The sequence below is a fragment of the Thiothrix litoralis genome (assembly GCF_017901135.1).
Taxonomy (GTDB): Bacteria; Pseudomonadota; Gammaproteobacteria; order Thiotrichales; family Thiotrichaceae; genus Thiothrix; species Thiothrix litoralis.
The window spans coordinates 217,561-235,751 of sequence record NZ_CP072801.1; the positions used below are offsets into that span (position 1 = coordinate 217,561).

Here is an 18,191-nt window from a genome sequence, read left to right on the forward strand (position 1 = left end):
GGTGACTAGTGGTCACGTTTCTGTCGTTTCCATAGCGTGCATTTTCCCCGAAAACAGGCTGGAAGTGATAATCATGGCTGCACCGACCCATTCCTGCCAATCCATGCGTTCCTGTGTTAACCAAAACACAGCAATAGCGGCGATGATCAATTCAAACAGAAAAATGACGTTGGAGCGGCTGGCAGGCACGAGGGTAATGCCGTATTGCACCGCAGCTGTTCCACAACGCGGGCACGATCTGGCTGGCGAGGCCGTTGATGGACTCGTCGAACAGCTCGCTGTTATTGGTGGGGTCAAGGTTCAGTTCTACTGTCCTGACGCCTTCTTCCTGAGCAATTTTGACCAGCCCTGCCGCCGGGTAAACCAGCCCGGAGGTGCCGATGGCAATAAACAGGTCAGCTTCTTCCAGCGCCCTGAAAATATCTTGCATCTGGAGCGGCATTTCATCGAACCAGACAATGTGCGGGCGCAAATTGCCGGGGCGCTGGCAGCAGTCGCAGATACTGTCGGTATCAATATCATCCAGCCAATCGTAGATCAGCCCGCTTTGCTGGCAGCGGATTTTGGCGAGTTCGCCGTGCATGTGGATCAGGTTTTGGCTGCCCGCCCGTTCGTGCAGGTTATCGACATTTTGCGTGACCAGCAGCACCTTGCCGGGGTGTTCGCGTTCTAGCTTGGCAAGTGCTAAGTGTGCGGCGTTGGGTTGAACCTTGGGGTCATGCAGTTGCCGCCGCCGGGCATTGTAAAATTCGTGTACCAAGGCCGGGTTGCGCTCGAAACCGTCAGGGGTGGCGACATCTTCGATGCGGTGTTCGTGCCACAGCCCGTCGCTGGCGCGGAAGGTTTGGATGCCGGATTCGGCGGAAATCCCCGCGCCGGTGAGGATGACGATGTGTGCGTGCATGTTCATAATGGGTATGTGTTTGGTTAGGTGATGATAATGGCGATACTGAAAACGACCTCAAGAGAAATGTTAAGAAATGTTGCTTTCCCTTCAAGTCATTGAGGGTTGATGGTAAATTCTAACCAAATTTTTGCGCTTACGGCATGTTTTCCCCCCAAGTAAACTACAACTACTTCAGTCAAGATCATGCCGTGCTTGTTGTATTTTTTGAAGGAATCCCCATGCACATTCTCGTCGTTTTTTTGGTATTGCTTGCGCTTATTGCCCTTGTGGTCTGGTCATTTAGCCAACCCAAGGAGACACTGCAAGCGGTCTGGAGTGAGATTTCTTCACCTTTTAACAACAGAACTAAAGACTTGGCAACACCCTTGCGTGATTGGGCACAAACAGATCTGGGAGAGGAACAACCTTTACAGACGTGGTTAGTCGGGTTGCCCGATGAAGGTTTGCAAGCGTTGGGCGAGAGTATCGCTAATTTCTGCATGGAAATGGATGTGGAACTGGATTGGCTGTTTGACCCGGACGCTGAGGTTGATCCGAATGCCAAAGCCGCTGCTGAGGAAATGGTGGTGGACTACTGCAAAATTTGCCTGAAGGCAGTACAGAACCAGACAGTCACCGCCAGTTAAGTAAGAGGTTTCACCTGTGATAACGCGAGCATTTCCACTAACATCCGCTCAGCGTGAGATCTGGTTTGACCAGATGTTGCACCCCGATATACCGCTCTACAATGTCGGTGGGTATGTACAAATTCCGGGTAAATTGAACCCAACGTTGTTTGAGCAAGCGGTAAATTTGCTGGTACAACAGCATGAGGCGCTAAGGACTGTGCTGCTCGAAGCCACCGATGAAGAGGGTGTGCCATTGCAGGCATTTTTACCTGCATTGGTCGTGGATGTGACACTCAGGGATTTCACAACGGTGTCGAATCCGGCTAGTGAGGCTGTTGCATGGATGCAGGCGCGTTTGGAAGAGCCATTTGCGTTGACCCAACAGGCGATGTTCCGTTGTGATCTGTTGAAGTTGGCCGATGACGATTATTATTGTCTACTCCAATACCACCATTTGATAACAGATGGTTGGGGGTTGGCTCTGTTAGCGCGTTCGTTGGCAGATATTTACTCGGCTTTGGTGGCGGGAGCGCTACCAGTAATGAGTAGCCCTTCATACGTCGAATTTATCCATAATGATCGAGCTTATGTAGAATCTTCAGCTTTTCAGCGCGATCGTGATTACTGGTTAGCACAATACCCCACCGCACCCGAACGTTTATTAACCCCACGCAATACGGTTCGCCCTAATCCCCAGGGTATTCATGCGAGTGAATGCCAAGCACTGCCTATGTCGCGGTCACTGTACCAGTCATTGGAAGGGCTGGCGCAGCAATGTGGGGTAACCGTTTTTCATGTCATGCTAGGGGTTTTATACGTCTATTTTGCCCGTACCTCGCAACAATATACTTTTGCAGTGGGCTTGCCTGTTCTCAACCGCTCGAATGCCCAGTTTAAACAAACAGCAGGATTGTTTGTTGGGATTAGCCCGATTTTACTGCGTAGTGAGGTGAACAGCAGTTTTGTTGAGCTAGTGCAGACAATCAATACGACGCTTAAAGGCGTTTACCGTCATCAGCGTTTTCCTGTCAGTGAAATCAGCCGTTTGGTTACTGCACAGCCTGGTGCTGGCGCATTGTTTGATGTGAATTTTTCCTTCCAGAAGTTGGATTATGAGGTGCGTTTTGCCGGTATTCCCGCCCAAAACACCCTGTTGTGGTCACGCTGGGAGCAAAGTCCGCTGGTGGTGCATGTACAGGATTTTCAAGGGCACGCAACGATCAAGCTGGATTTCGTCTACAACCTTGCCTACTTCGATGCAGCCGCTATAGCCAGCCTGCAAACACGCTTTATCAATCTGTTAGAAGCCGTTTTAACGCAGGCAGCACAGCCCTTGTGGCAATTGCCGCTCATGCCAAAGCAGGAACAACAGCAACTCCTGCAATGGAGTGGGGCAAGTACCAAGGTGGCCGTAGCTGACGGCTTGATCCCCCAACGGCTGGAAGCGCAGGCAGCAGCGACACCGGATGCGCTTGCTGTGGTGTGTGCAGCACATCACCTGACCTACCGCGAACTCAATACCCGCGCCAATCAAGTAGCGCATTATTTGCGTGGGAAAGGCATTGGCGCAGAAATGCCCGTGGGCTTGTCCATGCAGCGTTCTGTCGACATGCTGGTGGGGCTGTTGGGTATTTTGAAAGCGGGTGGGGTGTATTTACCGATTGACCCCGCTTACCCCGCCGAGCGCATCAGCTTTATGCTGGCACAGACGCAAGCCAGCGTGGTGCTGACCCAACAGAACATGGCGGAGGCCATGCGGGAACAACCTACCCACAATCCCAACGTGAGTATTCATGCTGGGCAGTTGGCGTACCTCATTTACACCTCCGGCTCGACCGGGCAGCCCAAAGGCGTGATGGTGGAACACGGTGCATTGGCCAGCCATACCCTGACGATGCAGCAGCATTACGCGCTGACGGCACAAGACCGCGTGTTGCAATTTGCCTCCATGAGTTTCGATGTGGCGCTGGAGCAAATTCTGCCCGCGCTGATCAGTGGCGCTCAGGTGGTGATTGGGCAAGCGGATTGGTCGCTGGATGTGAGCGTGAGTGACCTGCCCCCTGCTTATTTGCAGCAAGTGCTGGAGCATTGGGAAGCAGGGCAGTGGCAAGCTGTGCCGCCCAGCTTGCGTTTGCTGATTGTGGGTAATGATGTCGTGCCGCCCGAAATCGTCGTGTTGTGGCGCAAGTTAGGGTCGGCAGTGGGGCGTGACATTCGTTTGCTGAATGCGTATGGCCCGACCGAAGCAACCATTACCGCTACCTGCCATGAACTGGCGAGTGACAGTGCAGACGCGCAACGTATTCCCATTGGTCAGCCGTTGCCGGGCAAAATCGTGTACGTGCTGGATGCGCAGTTACAACCTGTGCCTATCGGTGTGCCTGCTGAGTTGTATATCGGTGGCAATGGCTTGGCACGCGGCTACTGGCAGCGTGATGATTTGACGGCGGAACGTTTCATTGCCAATCCATTCGGGGCGGGGCGTTTGTACCGCACGGGCGATTTGGCACGTTGGCTGCCGGATGGCACGTTGGAATTCATCGGGCGGGTCGATCATCAGGTCAAAATCCGGGGTTTCCGCATCGAACTGGGGGAAATCGAAACGCTGTTAACCCAACATCCGGCGATACAGGCAGCGGCGGTGTTGGCGCGTGAAGATACGCCGGGGCAAAAGCGGCTGGTGGCTTACTGGGTAAACAAGCCAGCGCAAACCCTGTCGGTGGCGGAGCTGACCACTTACCTGCAAGGCGTATTGCCTGCCTACATGATGCCAGCGGTGTGTGTATTGTTAGAGGTCATGCCGCACACGGCCAACGGCAAAATCAACCGCAAAGCATTGCCTGCCCCAGCCATCAGTGCGGATAGCGATGCAGATACCTACGTTGCCCCCACGCAACCGCTACAGCAACAACTGGCAGACATCTGGGCGAGCGTGTTGGGGCGTACCACCGTCGGTATCCACGACAATTTCTTTGAACTGGGTGGCGATTCCATCCTCAGCCTGCAAGTGGTGGCACGCGCCCGGCAGCAGGGCTTGGTCTTCCAGCCCAAACAGCTCTTTCAGTACCAAACCATTGCCAAATTGGTCAACGTGGTGGAACTGTCAGGTGCCAGCCAATCGCAAGCCGAGCAAGGTTTAGTGACAGGTAGGGTAGAACTTGCCCCCATCCAGCACTGGTTTTTTGCCCAGGCGTTCACCGCTGCGCATCACCATAATCTGACGTTCCGTGCCGAAGTGCCTGCGACGCTCCAGCCGGAATGGCTGGCGGAAGCTTTGCGGCAGGTGAGTTTGCACCACGATGCCTTGCGTAGCCGCTTTAGCCGTGAGGGCGAGTCGTGGCAGCAAACCGTTGATACCTCAGTTGCCGATAACGCTGTGGAGGTGATTGATCTCGCGGCATTACCGGCTGAACAACAGCAAGCACGCTGGCTCAGCGAGCGCATCCGCCTGCAAGCCAGCCTCAATCTGGAGACGGGTGAACTGCAACGGCTGGCACTGTTCCGCTTTGGCGCACACCAGCCCGCCCGCTTGTGTTGGGTCATCCATCATCTGGTGGTGGATGGTGTGTCGTGGCGGGTATTGCTGGAAGATTTGCAAACTGCTTGCCAGCAATTGCAACAAGGCCAGCCAGTCAAATTACCTGCCAAAACCCTGTCCTTTCAGGCATGGAACCGCTGGTTAGCGACGGTGGGTCTGCAACAAGCCCAAGCCGAATTACCGTATTGGCAGCAGGTGTGTGCAACCCCAATACCGGCCTTGCCGCTGGATTTCCCCGGCAATGACACGGCTAACACGGTGGCTTCACAAGCGCATGTGCTAAAACAGCTATCGGCAGCCGCCACCCGCACCTTGTTGCAAGCAGCACATCAGGCATACCACACACAGATCAATGACTTGTTGCTCACCGCCTTGCTGCAAGCCGTGGCTAAACAAACCGGGCAAACCTGTTTGCGGCTGGATACGGAAGGGCATGGGCGTGAACAACTTGATTTGTCACGTACCGTCGGTTGGTTTACCAGCCTTTACCCGGTAGTGCTGACGTTGGCAGGGAGTGACCCCGCTACCGCCATTAAATCAGTCAAAGAACAGCTACGCGCCATCCCCAATCGTGGCATGGGTTACGGTGTATTGCGTTATGTGGGTAAAGCGCAAGGCTTGGAGAGGCAGGGTGCAGACCTGTGTTTCAACTATCTGGGGCAATTCGAGACAGCGGATGCCGCGCTGGATATGGATTCCAACCCGCACAGCCTGCAACAGCAACGCCCTTACGCGCTGGAAATCAATTGTTTGGTGCAGGATGGGCAGTTGCAGGTTGACTGGTCTTACAGCACTGCGTTGCACCAGCCCGCCCGCGTTGAAACCTTGGCGGCTGCGTTCATGGCAGCCTTGCAAGCTTTGCTGACGCATTGCCAAGACCCACAAGCCGGTGGTTACACCAGCAGCGATTTTGCCCAAGCCAAACTCAAACAGAACCAACTGGATCAGTTGCTGAACCGGATCAAGGTCGGCAAAAGGAAATGACCATGCAGGACAATCTGGAAAACATCTACGAACTGACGCCGTTACAACAGGGTTTGCTGATCGAAACCCTGAGCAAACCGGATACCGATGCGTACACCATCCAATTCATTCTCACGCTGGATGCGGCGCAGTTGAATGGCGCTGCTTGGCAACGCGCTTGGCAAGCTGTTTTAGGTCGCCATGCGGTATTGCGCTCGGCGTTCTATTGGCAAGACCTCGATAAGCCGGTGCAGGTAGTATTGCGTGACGTGGCGTTACCGTGGGAAGAACACGATTGGCGCGGTCATGCTGAGGTTACCCAGTGGGCGACTTGGCAGGAAGCTGACCTGAAACAGCCGTTTGCGCTGGATGAAGCCCCCTTGTTTCGCTGCACCCTGATCCGCTCAGATAATGAAACTTGCCGCTTTGTGTGGACAGTCCACCACTTGATCAATGACGGTTGGAGTTACCCGATTCTGCTGAATGAAGTGCTGAGCTTTTATCAGGCAGAAGTGACGGGCAAACCGTTGGCTTTGCCTATGCCCCGCCCATTCGTGGATTACATCGACTGGCTGCAACAGCAGGACATGGCGCAAGCAGAGCACTTTTGGCGCGAACAGTTGGGTGGATTTACTGAAACAACTCCGCTAGGCGCCAGCAAACCGACCGCTACCGGTCAAGCCGCTTACCAGACGCAACACTTGCTGCTGTCACCTGAGCAGACGCAACAGTTGCGTACCTTTGCCCAACAACACCGCTTGACCTTGAATACCTTGCTGCAAGGCGCGTGGGCAGTGTTGCTGGCACGTTACGGCGCGGGTGATGATGTGGTATTCGGTGGGATTGTATCCGGGCGGCCTGCAACCCTGCCGGGGGTAGAGGCAATGGTGGGCATGTTCACCAATACCGTGCCTGTGCGCATCAAGCTTGCACAGAATGCTAGGTTGTTGACGTGGTTGCAAACCCTTCAGCAACAACAACTTGACTGTGAGCAATATGCGCATTGTTCCTTGATGGATATTCAGGGCTGGAGTGATGTACCGCGTGGTTCACCGCTGTTTGCAAGCATTTTTGCCTACGAAAATTACCCGCTACAAGCCGATTGGGAATCCTTGGGGCTGATCAAGGCAATGAACGCGGTGGAACGTGTGCCGTATCCGTTGAGTTTTGTCGCCATGCTGCGCGGGGTTATGGAACTGCATGTGCATTTTGATGCAACCCGCTTTGCTCCGGTACTGATTACCCGGCTGTTAGGGCATTTGCAAACCTTGCTGGCGGGCATGGTGGTGGATACCGATACACGGGTACAGGATTTACCCTTACTGACGGCAGCGGAACAACAGGATGTGCTGGAAAACCTCACGGCAACAGCACAGGCTTTCCCACCGGCGGGTGGCATCCATGAGCTGTTTGAAGCACAGGTGGCACGTACTCCAGCAACGCTAGCACTCGAATATGAGGGTCAGGCATTCAGTTATCAGGCATTGAATGCGCAAGCTAACCAGTTAGCGGTGTATTTGCGCGGGCAGGGTATCCAGCCGGATAGGCCGGTTGCCATTTGCCTGCCACGTTCCCCGCCACTGGTGATCAGTGTATTGGGTATTTTGAAAGCCGGTGGTGCGTGTTTGCCGCTTGACCCTGCTTACCCCGCCGAGCGTTTGCACTACATGCTGGACCATAGTGGGGTAACACTACTGTTGACCACCCCGGCGTTGCAGGCGCAATTGCCCGTTACGGCGGGGATGCAGGTTTTTACCGGGTGGGATGTGTTGGCGACTTTACCCAGCGACAACCTGCCTTGCCAGACACAGCCGCAGCATTTGGCGTATTGCCTGTATACCTCCGGGTCGACCGGGCAACCCAAAGGCGTGGGGATGCCGCACCGTGCCATGCTCAATTTGACGCAGTGGCAGCAAGCGGATGCACGTTTGGGGCAAGCTGCCCGCACCTTGCAATTTTCGCCGATCAGCTTTGATGTGTCGTTTCAGGAAATTTTCACGACCTTGTGCAGTGGTGGCACGCTGGTGTTGGTTCCTGAGGAATTGCGCCGCGATGCTGCCGCCTTATTGCGTTTCCTTGAGACCCAGCAGGTGGAACGTTTATTCCTGCCGTTTGTGGCGTTACAGCAATTGGCTGACGTGGCCATGGGCGGGATGCCGTCATCCTTACGTGATGTGGTGACGGCTGGCGAACAATTGCGCCTGACGGATGCGCTGGCAGCGTGGTTCAAAGGTACTGCTTGCGCTTTACACAACCATTATGGCCCCACCGAAACCCATGTGGTGACGGCTTATACCTTGCAAGGCGAGGTGGAACAATGGCCTGCTTTGCCGCCAATTGGCAAGCCGATTGCTAATACCCGTCTGTACTTGCTGGATCGGCAGGGTGAGCCAGTCGCACGGGGTATTCCGGGCGAACTGTATGTAGCGGGTAATTGTTTGGCACAGGGGTATGTGAACCGCCCTGAATTGACCGCCGAACGTTTTCTGCCTAACCCGTTTGGGGAAGGGCTGTTGTATCGCACAGGTGATCTGGCGTACTGGCGAGAAGACGGCAATTTGGCATTTCTGGGGCGTGCCGATACCCAAATCAAGATTCGCGGTTTCCGTATCGAGCCGGGTGAAATCGAGTCGCTACTCAACCAGCATTCGGCGGTGAAAGAAGGCGCAGTGGGGGTGCAGGAAGCGTATCTGGGCGACAAACGCTTGGTAGCTTACGTTGTGCCGAAAAGTGCTGATAGTGCCAACCTTGAGGTGAGTGTGAGCCATTTCTTGCAGGAAAAGCTGCCGGATTATATGGTTCCTGCCGCTGTGATGGTGCTGGAGGCTTTCCCGCTGATGCCGAGTGGTAAACTCGACCGCAAGGCCTTGCCCGTGCCAACGTGGGGTTCAGCAACATTAGCTGCGCAAGCTTTGCCTTCTACTCCGACCGAACAGCAGATTGCCGAGAGTTGGCAAGAAGTGTTAGGGCTGGAAGCTGTTGGTATCCACGACAGTTTCTTTGCGCTTGGCGGACATTCGTTGCTGGTAACGCAGGTGATTTCACGCTTAAGCCAAGCCTTTGGGCTGGATGTGCCATTTCATTACCTGTTTGAACACCCGACAGTGGCTGGGCTGGCAGTGCAGATCGACACCTTGCTACGCACGCAGGCATTGATGCTGGATGACGCCGATGGGTTGGATGGCGAGGAGCTGGAACAGCTTTGAAAACGGTTCAGGCATTGCTGGATGAAGTCCAAGCCTTAGGTATCAAATTCCGCTTGGAAGGTGACAAGCTGGGTGTCAAAGCCGCCAAAGGCGTGTTGACGGATGCCTTACGCCGTGAATTGTCTGCCCGCAAGGCCGAGATCATGGCGTATTTGCAGCCGTTACAAGCCCCAGCCGCTGCGGCAATTATTCCAGTGGTAACACGAAACCAACCCTTGCCGCTATCATTTTCCCAGCAACGTTTGTGGTTGTTACACCAGTTGGCTGACCAGAAACAGGTCTACAACATTCCCTGTATCTGGCGTTTGCAGGGGGCGTTAGCGTTTGCTGCGTTGGAAACCAGCCTGAACCAGATCATTACCCGCCATGAAAATCTGCGCACGGTCTTCGTCGAGCGTGACGGCACATTGGTGCAAAAGATTTTGCCGACCCTGACGCTGACATTGGGATTATTGGCAGTGGACGGTGCTTCCTCTGAACAGCTTGATGCGCATGTCCGGCGGCTGATTGATTACCCGTTTACGCTGGAACGTGAACCGTTATTACAGGCAACCTTGTTGCGGGTGGCGGCGCAAGAACACTTGCTGGTGCTGAACCTGCATCACATTATTGCCGATGGTTGGTCATTGGATGTGTTGGTGTCCGAACTGGCAACGTTGTATACCGCTGATGTGCAAGGGCAAACACCTGCTTTGCCTACTTTGCCGATCCAGTATGCTGATTTTGCCCACTGGCAGCGTCAGGCCATGCAGCAAGGTGACTACGCCCGGCAATTGGATTACTGGCAGCAACAACTGGCGGATGCGCCCGCCTTACTGAATTTGGCGGCGGATCGCGCCCGTCCTCCACAGCAACGTTCCAAAGGCGCGGTCTACGAGGCGATGTTGCCAGAAGGGTTAGTTGCACAACTCAAAACGCTGGCGATGCAAACCGATACCACCCTGTTCATGGTGTTACAGGCTGCGTTTGCGGTATTGCTGGCGCGGTATTCGGGGCAAGATGACATCCTGCTGGGTTCACCGATTGCCAACCGCAACCGGCTGGAAACCGAAGGCTTGATTGGCTGTTTCATCAATACACTGGTGTTGCGTACCCGCTTGGAAGGCAACCCAACGTTCAGGGAATTGCTGGCACAGGTGCGCAAAACCACGCTGGATGCTTACCAGCATCAGGATTTGCCCTTTGATGTGCTGGTGGAAACTTTGCACCCGGAACGTACCACCAGCCATTCGCCGCTGTTCCAGGTCATGCTGGTCTTACAGAATACCCGTGCGGAAACTTTGCAATTGCTCGGTTTGACGGCCTCCCTGTTGCCTGCGCCGAGTGATGTATCGGCTTTCGACCTGACCTTATCCTTGCAGGAAACCCCGGATGGGTTGGTGGGGGTATGGGAATACGCCACCGCGCTGTTTGATACGAGCACCATTAAGCGCATGGTGGCGCATTGGCAAGTGTTGCTGACGGGTGTGGTGGATAATCCGCAGCTAGCCGTGGCGGCATTACCCTTGCTGACAGCCGCAGAACAACAGCTTGTCTTGCATGACTGGAATGCTACCGCGACGGCTTACCCGCGTGAGGTGTGTTTGCACGAATTGTTTGCCCAGCAAGCCGCACAAACCCCCGATGCACCTGCCGTCCTCTGTACCGGGCAGTCGCTCAGCTATCGAGAACTGAATGCTCAGGCGAATGCTCTGGCGTTTACCTTGCTGCAACAGGGCGTACAGCCGGATGACTTGATCGGAGTCTGTGTCGAGCGTTCACTGGAAACCAGTATTGCCGTGTTGGGCGTATTGAAAGCCGGGGCTGCTTATCTGCCGCTCGACCCGAATTATCCGCCAGAACGCATCAGCTACATGCTGGATCACGCCAAGGTCAAGGTCTTGCTGACGCAAAGCCCGTTGGCGCAACGTTTTACCCAATACCATGATTTGCAAGTGCTGTGTTTGGATCCGCTTGAGCTGGCTGCTACCTCGCTGGATTGCCCTGAACCCTATACGGCTGTGGATGCGGAGCATTTGGCCTATGTGATTTATACCTCTGGTTCTACGGGGCTACCCAAGGGCGTGATGATTCCGCACCGCGCCTTGGTCAACCGGGCGCTGGCATTGGCGGATAGCTACACCTTAAACCCCCAAGATCGGGTGTTGCAGTTTGCGGCGTTCAGTTTTGATGTGGCGGCGGAAGAGATGTTTCCGACGTGGTTACGCGGTGGTTGCGTGGTCGTTGCGCCGCGAGATTGCACCCAGTCGGTGGCGGAACTGGTGAGGTTTGTCGGGCAGGAACAGGTCAGCATCCTTAACCTGCCTGCGCCGTACTGGCATGAATGGGTCGTACAACTGGCGAATCATGCGGTGCCGGAGAGTGTGCGGTTGGTGGTGGCAGGCAGCGACAAGGTATTAAAAGCACGGCTGAAACGCTGGCAACAACACACCGGCGGACGTGTCCCTGTGTACTGCGGTTACGGCCCGACCGAAACGACGATTACCGCGACGCTGTACACTGGGCAGGATACCAAGGTTGGGCTGACCGACAGTGTACTGATCGGGCGACCTTTGCCGGATACACAAACCTATATTCTTGATCGCCACCGGCAACCCGTTCCTGTGGGTGTGCCGGGTGAATTGCATATCGGTGGCATTGCACTGGCTCGCGGTTATTTGCACCGTGACGATTTGACGGCGGAAACTTTCATTGCCAATCCGTTCGTAGCAGAGGCTGGCAGCCGTTTGTACAAAACGGGCGATTTGGTGCGCTATTTGCCGGATGGCACTATCGAATTTCTGGGGCGGATTGACGAACAGGTGAAAATTCGTGGTTTCCGCATCGAGTTAGGGGAAATTGCAGCGGTGTTACAGCAACACCCGGCGGTACAGGAAGCCGTGGTACTGGCAAAAGACAAAGCCTCAGGGCACAAGTATCTGGTGGCGTATGTGGTGGCGTGTTCAAAAGCCGAGGTCATTCCACACCCCGCATTTGCTGAGTTACAAGCCTTGTTGACGGGCACGCTGGCAGAACAGGCGCAATACCTGCGCCGCGAACTGCGCGAGTTTGTGCAGCAGCATTTGCCGGATTACATGGTTCCTAGCGCCTTTGTACTATTGGATGCTATGCCCTTATCCCCCAGCGGTAAGTTGAACAGCCGTGCCTTGCCAGAACCAGCAATACAGGCAGATACCGCCCATGTCGCACTGCGTACCCCGACCGACATAACGGTGGCGGGGATTTGGCAGGAATTGTTGCAAGTTAATGCAGTAGGCGCATTCGATAGTTTCTTTGATCTCGGTGGGCATTCCTTGCTGATTACCCATTTGCTGCATTCGGTATCGCAAGCATTCCATGTGGATTTGCCGGTGCGTAGCCTGTTTGATTTCCCCACGTTAGCGGCGTTTGCCGAGCACATTGATCATGCCCGCGCAGGTTTGGCGGGAACGGTGAAGGCCGTCGATTTCCAGGCGGAAGTATGGCTGGACGATGACATCGTGCCTGCCACCGCTGATTTCAGGGTGGAAAAGGAGACGTTGCAAACCGTGTTCCTGACTGGGGCAACCGGCTTTGTCGGGGCATTTTTACTGCATGAATTGCTGCAACAGACTCCGGCACAGCTTTATTGTCTGGTGCGGGCAAACGATGAAGCAGCGGGTTTGCAACGTTTACAACAGTCGTTGGCGGCGCACGGCTTGTGGCAGGAAGCCTATCGCCCACGTTTGATCCCCGTGCTGGGTGATTTGGGGCTGCCGCGCTTTGGTTTGACACTGGATGATTTTGCCTTGCTGGCGCAGCAGATAGACGTGATCTACCACAATGGCGCATGGGTTAACCATGTTTACCCGTATTCAGTATTGAAAGCAGCGAATGTGGGGGGGACACAAGAGGCTATCCGCTTGGCCTGCCATTACCGTACTAAGCCGTTGCACTTCATTTCCAGCCTGTCGGTATTTGCCCCGGAAGTCACCGAGATGTACGAGGATGCTGACCTCGGTTCGCCGGAGTTGCTGGAAAATGGTTACGTCGAAACCAAATGGGTGGCGGACAAGATCGTGAGTCTGGCAGGGCAACGTGGCTTGCCTGTCACCATCCACCGGGTCAGTGGCGTTGCCGGGATGTTGGCGCAGGGTGGTTTTACTTTGGTGAAGGATAATTTCTACCGTGCCATCCTGACCGCCGTGCAACTGGGTATAGGGTTGGATAGTCCGCTGGGTGAGGATAATTTCGTACCCGCCGATTATGCCTGCCAAGCCATTGTGTACCTGTCATCGCAGCGGCATTTGCTGGGCAAAACGTTCCATGTGGGGAATCGACAGAATACCCGTGCCAATCTGGGTTACAAGGCGTTGCTGGGTTTGGGTTACAACATTCGTTTATTGCCGCCGAAACAGTGGCAAACTGAATTGTTGCGCCGTGCCAAGGATGACCCGGAAATCGGTTTACACCCGTTGTTATCGCTGTTTACCCATTACGATTTTGAGCGTGAACCGGAACATATTCTGTTTGATGGGCGTAATACGCTCGCGGGTTTGGCGGATTCGGGGATGACTTGCCCGGTCGTGGGGCAAGCGAGTTTGGCGGCGTATTTTGCATGGCTGGCGCAACAAGGGTATTTGCCCTTGCCACCCGTTGGCACGCTGGGGGACAAACGGCAGGGGGTAAAGTATGTTTCGTGAACTGGCTGCGATCAGTGGTGCGTCGCATGTCTTTTGGCCGCAAGGGCGTCGCCGTTACGCTACTCCGAGGGCGGCTAAGCAATCCAATATGATCAATAATACCTCCGTACCAAGGATAACCCCATGATTCCTATCGCTGTTGGTGTATTTGTGGGTGGGGCGGCCTTCATCGGCGTCAGTTCCACCGCGAGTAACCGTAAACGTTTCAAAAAACGCCGTTTGGTCGAAGTCCTCAATGGCAAGCCACTGGAAGAGGATACTCGCACTTTTGGCGAACGTTTCACAGCGGCTGTTGCCAATCAGTCACCTATCTTGGGCAAATGGTTGGTGAGCACAGGTACCTCGCTAGAAAAGTGGGATAACGATTACCAAGTGTGGGTCAAGCGACACATTGACCCGCGTTTGGCGGGTCGGGCGCGTGATCAATACCTGAGCGAACTATCCGCCGGGCGCGAGCTGTGTTTATCCCCCGAAGAGAAAGCCATCAACCGGCAGATGTTGCTGGGGGGAGTCTCCTTGGGTGTGTTGGGGATGGGTGCGGTTGCTGGTTTGCCGTGGGTTGCACCGCTGATTATTGGCGCAGGTTTATACCTGTCATTGCCCATTTTCAAGGTGGCGTATGAAATTGCCGTCAAGGAGCGTCGTTTGAGTACCGCGCACCTGATGGCGGTGTATTTCGCCGGAATGTGGTTAGGCGGCTTTTACGTGGTGGGGATGCTGGGTGCGATCCTCGGCAGTCTTACGCAAAAGGTGATGGTAGTTTGCGAGGATGTATCGCGCTATGAACTGGTCAATATCTTCCAGCAACAACCGCGTTCGGTGTGGGTGTTGCTGGAAGGTTCGGAAATAGAAATCCCCTTCGCCGAGTTGCAGGCAGGTGATGTGCTGGTGCTGGATGTGGGGCATACCATTCCGGTGGATGGTGTGATCGTGGAAGGGATTGCCTCGATTGACCAACACATGCTCACGGGTGAATCGCAGCCGGTGGATAAAGGCGTGGGGGATACGGTATTGGCTTCCACCATCGTGCTGGGCGGGCGTATTTTCGTGCAGGTGGAAAAAACGGGTGAAGAAACCAGTGCGGCGCAAATCGGCGAAATCCTCAACCGCAGCACCGAGTTCCAGTTGTCGATGGAAGCGCGTGCCATGAAGATTGCCGACCGTACTCTGTGGCCGATGCTGGGTCTGGGTGCGGTCAGCTTGCCATTGGCGGGGACAGCCGGGGCAACGGCGGTGTTGGGGTCTAACTTCACACTGAATATGGTGTGGTTGCGGCTGCTGACCATGCTGAATTTCCTCAATGTAGCTTCCAAACATCGGATTCTGGTCAAAAACGGCGACTCGCTCGAACGTCTGAAAAAAATTGACACGGTGGTGTTTGACAAGACAGGAACGCTGACCATTGAGCAGCCGCATGTGGTGAATGTTCACGCCTGTGGTGAGCGCAGTGCTGATGAGGTCTTGCGGTTGGCGGCGGCGGCTGAACACCGTCAGGTACATCCGGTGGCACAGGCGATTATTGCCGCCGCGAATGAACGCCAATTGGCGCTGCCGGGGATTGATGAGGCTCAGTACGAAATCGGTTTCGGCATTAAGGTCAAGCTGCAAGGCGAATGGGTGGCGGTGGGTAGTCACCGTTTCATGGATACGGAAAACATTGCCATTTCCCATGAAATGCAGGCGTTGGAAGCGACTTGCAGTGCCAACGGGCATTCCTTGGTGTACGTGGCAGTGGATGGTGAGTTAGCCGGTATTCTGGAGTTAAAAGCGACGACGCGCCCGGAAGCTGCCGACATTGTGCGCAGTTTGCACGAGCGCGGCCTGAAACTGTACATCATTTCTGGTGACAGCGAATTGCCCACCAAAGCACTGGCGAACGAGTTGGGTATTGATGGCTATTTTGCCAATACCTTGCCGGAACGCAAGGCGGATTTGGTCAAGCAGTTGCAAGCGGAAGGGCGCAATGTGTGTTTCATCGGCGATGGTATTAACGATGCGATTGCGTTGAAACAGGCGGATGTGTCAGTTTCTTTGAGTGGCGCAACCACAGCGGCAACCGATACGGCACAGGTGGTGTTGATGGATGCGGATCTTCAGCAATTCATTACCCTGATGGACTTGTCGCACGCGCTGGATGACAATATTAACAAAAACTTCAACACGGCGGCGGGCTTGAGTCTGGTCAGTGTTGGCGGGGTCTTGTTCTTCCACGGTGGTTTCTTGCTGGTGGAAGTGTTGGCGGCACTCCAGATGCTTTTGGGGGTGGGAATCGCGAGTCGGCCTTTGCTGGAAAAACAGCACCAACCTGATTCGACACGCCGTTTATTGACTAAGCTATTGCCAGAAAAAGGAACAACAACGCTTGCACAACCATAATCTATTAACGGGTTTATTGAAAGCAAACCGGGGGAAACTGGGCTTGACCTACGCGCTGAGTCTGGGCACACAGTTGCTGGCCTTGCTCGTGCCTTTGGCAATCGGGGAGGCGATTAATGGTTTGCTCGTACATGAATACACGTCCTTAGGATTGTTTGTTGGCTTGTGGATGGTATTGGCTGGCATGACGGTCGGGCGCAAGATGTATGACACGCGGGTTTTTATGGGGATTTATACTGCGGTTGTTCCGAAAGTTATTCAGCAGCAACGCGCGATGGGGATGGCGACCAGCAAACTGGTGGCTCGCTCCATGCTGATTCGTGAAGTGGTCGATTTTATGGAACGTGACATCCCCGATGTATTTTCGATGGTGATTACCTTCATCGGCTCGCTGATTATGTTGATGTTGTTTGATTGGCATATCGCACTGGCGGCCACCCTGATGCTGATTCCGGTGTTGGCCTTGAATGGCTCGCTGTGGCGACCCATCCAGCGTCTTAATCGCAGCATTAACAATAATCTGGAGCGTCAGGCTCAAGTGATTAACCAAGGCTCGCTATTACGGCTGGAACAACATTTTCGCTTTACGCGTTTCTTACGGATCAAAACCTCGGATATTGAAGCGGGGACTGGGGGAATTGTCGAACTGTTTGTGGTCGTGGTGACCATTTACGTGTTTACGTTCACGACGCAAACACCAGGCATTGAAGCGGGAACTGTGTTCTCCATCATTACGTATTTCTGGAATTTTCAGGGAAGTCTTGACCATTTGCCGACCCTGATGCAATCCATTTCACGGGTGAAGGATATTTTGCGGCGAATTCGCGAGGGGATAGGTACAGATGCGCAATGACACCATAATTTTAGCGCCTTGGTTGACGGATTACCGCTTACCGCAACAGGGGCAGGCGCGGGTATTGATGTTTCCTTATTCCGGCGCAGGTTCGCTGGCGTATTTTCCTTGGGCAAAAGCATGGCGTGAGCGAGGCACAACGGTGGATTTTCTGGGGGTGCAATTGCCGGGGCGGGAAAGTCGCTTGCGGGAAACGTGCATCACCGAGGTACCGTTGCTGGTGGAGCAGTTATTACAGGCCATTTTGCCGTTGCTGGACCAGCCGTTTGTGTTTTTTGGGCATAGCTTGGGGGCATTGGTGGCTTTTGAGGTGTGCCGGGGATTACGCCAGCAGGGTCTGCCCTTGCCGCAGCATCTGTTTGTGTCAGCTTTTCGTGCACCGGATTTGCCTAATCCGAATCCGCCGATGAGCCAATTGTTGGAGGCCGATCTCATTGCTAGATTGCGTCACTACGGTGGTACACCAGAGGCAGTACTGGCCAATGCCGATTTGCGGGAGTTGCTGCTACCGATTGTGAGGGCGGATTTTACCTTGCATGAGACTTACCAGTATCGGGATGCTATGCCCTTGCCGTGTCCATTGACGGCTTTCACGGGGGCGGATGACACATTTGTTACCCCTGAATATATGGCAGGTTGGCACAAGCAGACCAGTGAGGTTTTTGAGCAAGTGGTCTATCCGGGGGGGCATTTTTTCCTGCATGAGCAGATGACGGATATTAGCAGGCGTTTACAAAACGCCCTGAAGGGTGAATAGCTACCGTAGTAACCGGAAGTGGATGGCAACCAACTCTAAAGTATTACCAACGTGGCGTTCACTTATGGGCGTTGTCATCTTCCAGCTCCAGTGGTGGTTCACCATCATTGGGCGTCCACCCCTCGCCATTACGCAGGGTAGCCCATGCTATATCGCCATTGTGTTTTGTCCAGCACTTCGGTGTGTTCTACGATCAGGAAGTCGGCTGTCAGTAAGTCAGCAGCCGTTTGCAGGTCGTGGCGATGGATGGCTTCATACCAGTCTTGCAGGGTGTTTTCAACGTGCTGAGTATCAGCGGCAAGATTTACCGTGGTCATGAAGG

9 protein-coding genes and 1 pseudogene are annotated in these 18,191 nt (G+C 54.5%); 7 read left to right on the top strand and 3 right to left on the bottom strand.

Features of this window, described 5'->3' with window-relative positions:
* Positions 1-12 precede the first annotated feature (12 nt).
* Both J9253_RS01140 and cobB read right to left on the bottom strand, forming a co-directional pair.
* Complete coding sequence (locus J9253_RS01140; protein WP_210222926.1) at positions 13-189, bottom strand: hypothetical protein; 177 nt, start codon at positions 187-189, stop codon at positions 13-15.
* A pseudogene (gene cobB / locus J9253_RS01145) lies at positions 152-943 on the bottom strand (Sir2 family NAD+-dependent deacetylase); the annotation flags it as partial. The gene J9253_RS01140 and the pseudogene cobB, both read right to left, overlap by 38 nt.
* Before the next feature lie 182 nt (positions 944-1,125).
* Between cobB and J9253_RS01150 the strand changes: the two are divergent.
* The 7 genes from J9253_RS01150 (at position 1,126) to J9253_RS01180 (ending at position 17,869) form a co-directional block, all read left to right on the top strand.
* Positions 1,126-1,533 carry a hypothetical protein gene (locus J9253_RS01150; RefSeq protein ID WP_210222928.1) on the top strand — a complete coding sequence of 136 codons (408 nt, stop codon included), beginning with the start codon at positions 1,126-1,128 and terminating at the stop codon, positions 1,531-1,533.
* Positions 1,534-1,549: 16 nt separating this feature from the next.
* Positions 1,550-6,037, top strand: coding sequence for a non-ribosomal peptide synthetase (locus J9253_RS01155; protein ID WP_210222929.1), 4,488 nt, complete (start codon positions 1,550-1,552; stop codon positions 6,035-6,037).
* A 2-nt stretch (positions 6,038-6,039) separates the two neighbouring features.
* Positions 6,040-9,222 carry a non-ribosomal peptide synthetase gene (locus J9253_RS01160; protein WP_210222930.1) on the top strand — a complete coding sequence of 1,061 codons (3,183 nt, stop codon included), beginning with the start codon at positions 6,040-6,042 and terminating at the stop codon, positions 9,220-9,222.
* Complete coding sequence (locus J9253_RS01165) at positions 9,219-13,883, top strand: non-ribosomal peptide synthetase (RefSeq protein WP_210222931.1); 4,665 nt, start codon at positions 9,219-9,221, stop codon at positions 13,881-13,883. Before J9253_RS01160 ends, J9253_RS01165 begins: the two co-directional genes overlap by 4 nt.
* Positions 13,884-14,006: 123 nt before the next feature.
* The gene (locus J9253_RS01170; protein ID WP_210222932.1) at positions 14,007-16,259 is read left to right on the top strand and encodes a heavy metal translocating P-type ATPase; all 2,253 of its coding nucleotides are present in this window, start codon (positions 14,007-14,009) and stop codon (positions 16,257-16,259) included.
* Positions 16,246-17,112: an ABC transporter six-transmembrane domain-containing protein gene (locus J9253_RS01175; RefSeq protein ID WP_210222933.1), complete on the top strand. Its 867-nt coding sequence runs from the start codon at positions 16,246-16,248 to the stop codon at positions 17,110-17,112. Before J9253_RS01170 ends, J9253_RS01175 begins: the two co-directional genes overlap by 14 nt.
* Positions 17,102-17,869 carry a thioesterase II family protein gene (locus tag J9253_RS01180; RefSeq protein ID WP_210222934.1) on the top strand — a complete coding sequence of 256 codons (768 nt, stop codon included), beginning with the start codon at positions 17,102-17,104 and terminating at the stop codon, positions 17,867-17,869. The genes J9253_RS01175 and J9253_RS01180 overlap by 11 nt, the downstream gene beginning before the upstream one ends.
* A gap of 128 nt (positions 17,870-17,997) precedes the next feature.
* Here J9253_RS01180 and J9253_RS01185 read toward each other — a convergent pair whose 3' ends face one another.
* The gene (locus J9253_RS01185; protein WP_210222935.1) at positions 17,998-18,186 is read right to left on the bottom strand and encodes a hypothetical protein; all 189 of its coding nucleotides are present in this window, start codon (positions 18,184-18,186) and stop codon (positions 17,998-18,000) included.
* Positions 18,187-18,191 lie beyond the last annotated feature (5 nt).

Bases quoted from the DNA above. Each gene is read 5' to 3' on its own strand.
- J9253_RS01150 (WP_210222928.1), top strand. From the start codon at position 1,126: ATGCACATTCTCGTCGTTTTTTTGGTATTGCTTGCGCTTATTGCCCTT.
- J9253_RS01160 (WP_210222930.1), top strand. From the start codon at position 6,040: ATGCAGGACAATCTGGAAAACATCTACGAACTGACGCCGTTACAACAG.
- J9253_RS01170 (WP_210222932.1), top strand. From the start codon at position 14,007: ATGATTCCTATCGCTGTTGGTGTATTTGTGGGTGGGGCGGCCTTCATC.
- J9253_RS01180 (WP_210222934.1), top strand. From the start codon at position 17,102: ATGCGCAATGACACCATAATTTTAGCGCCTTGGTTGACGGATTACCGC.
- J9253_RS01185 (WP_210222935.1), bottom strand. From the start codon at position 18,186: ATGACCACGGTAAATCTTGCCGCTGATACTCAGCACGTTGAAAACACC.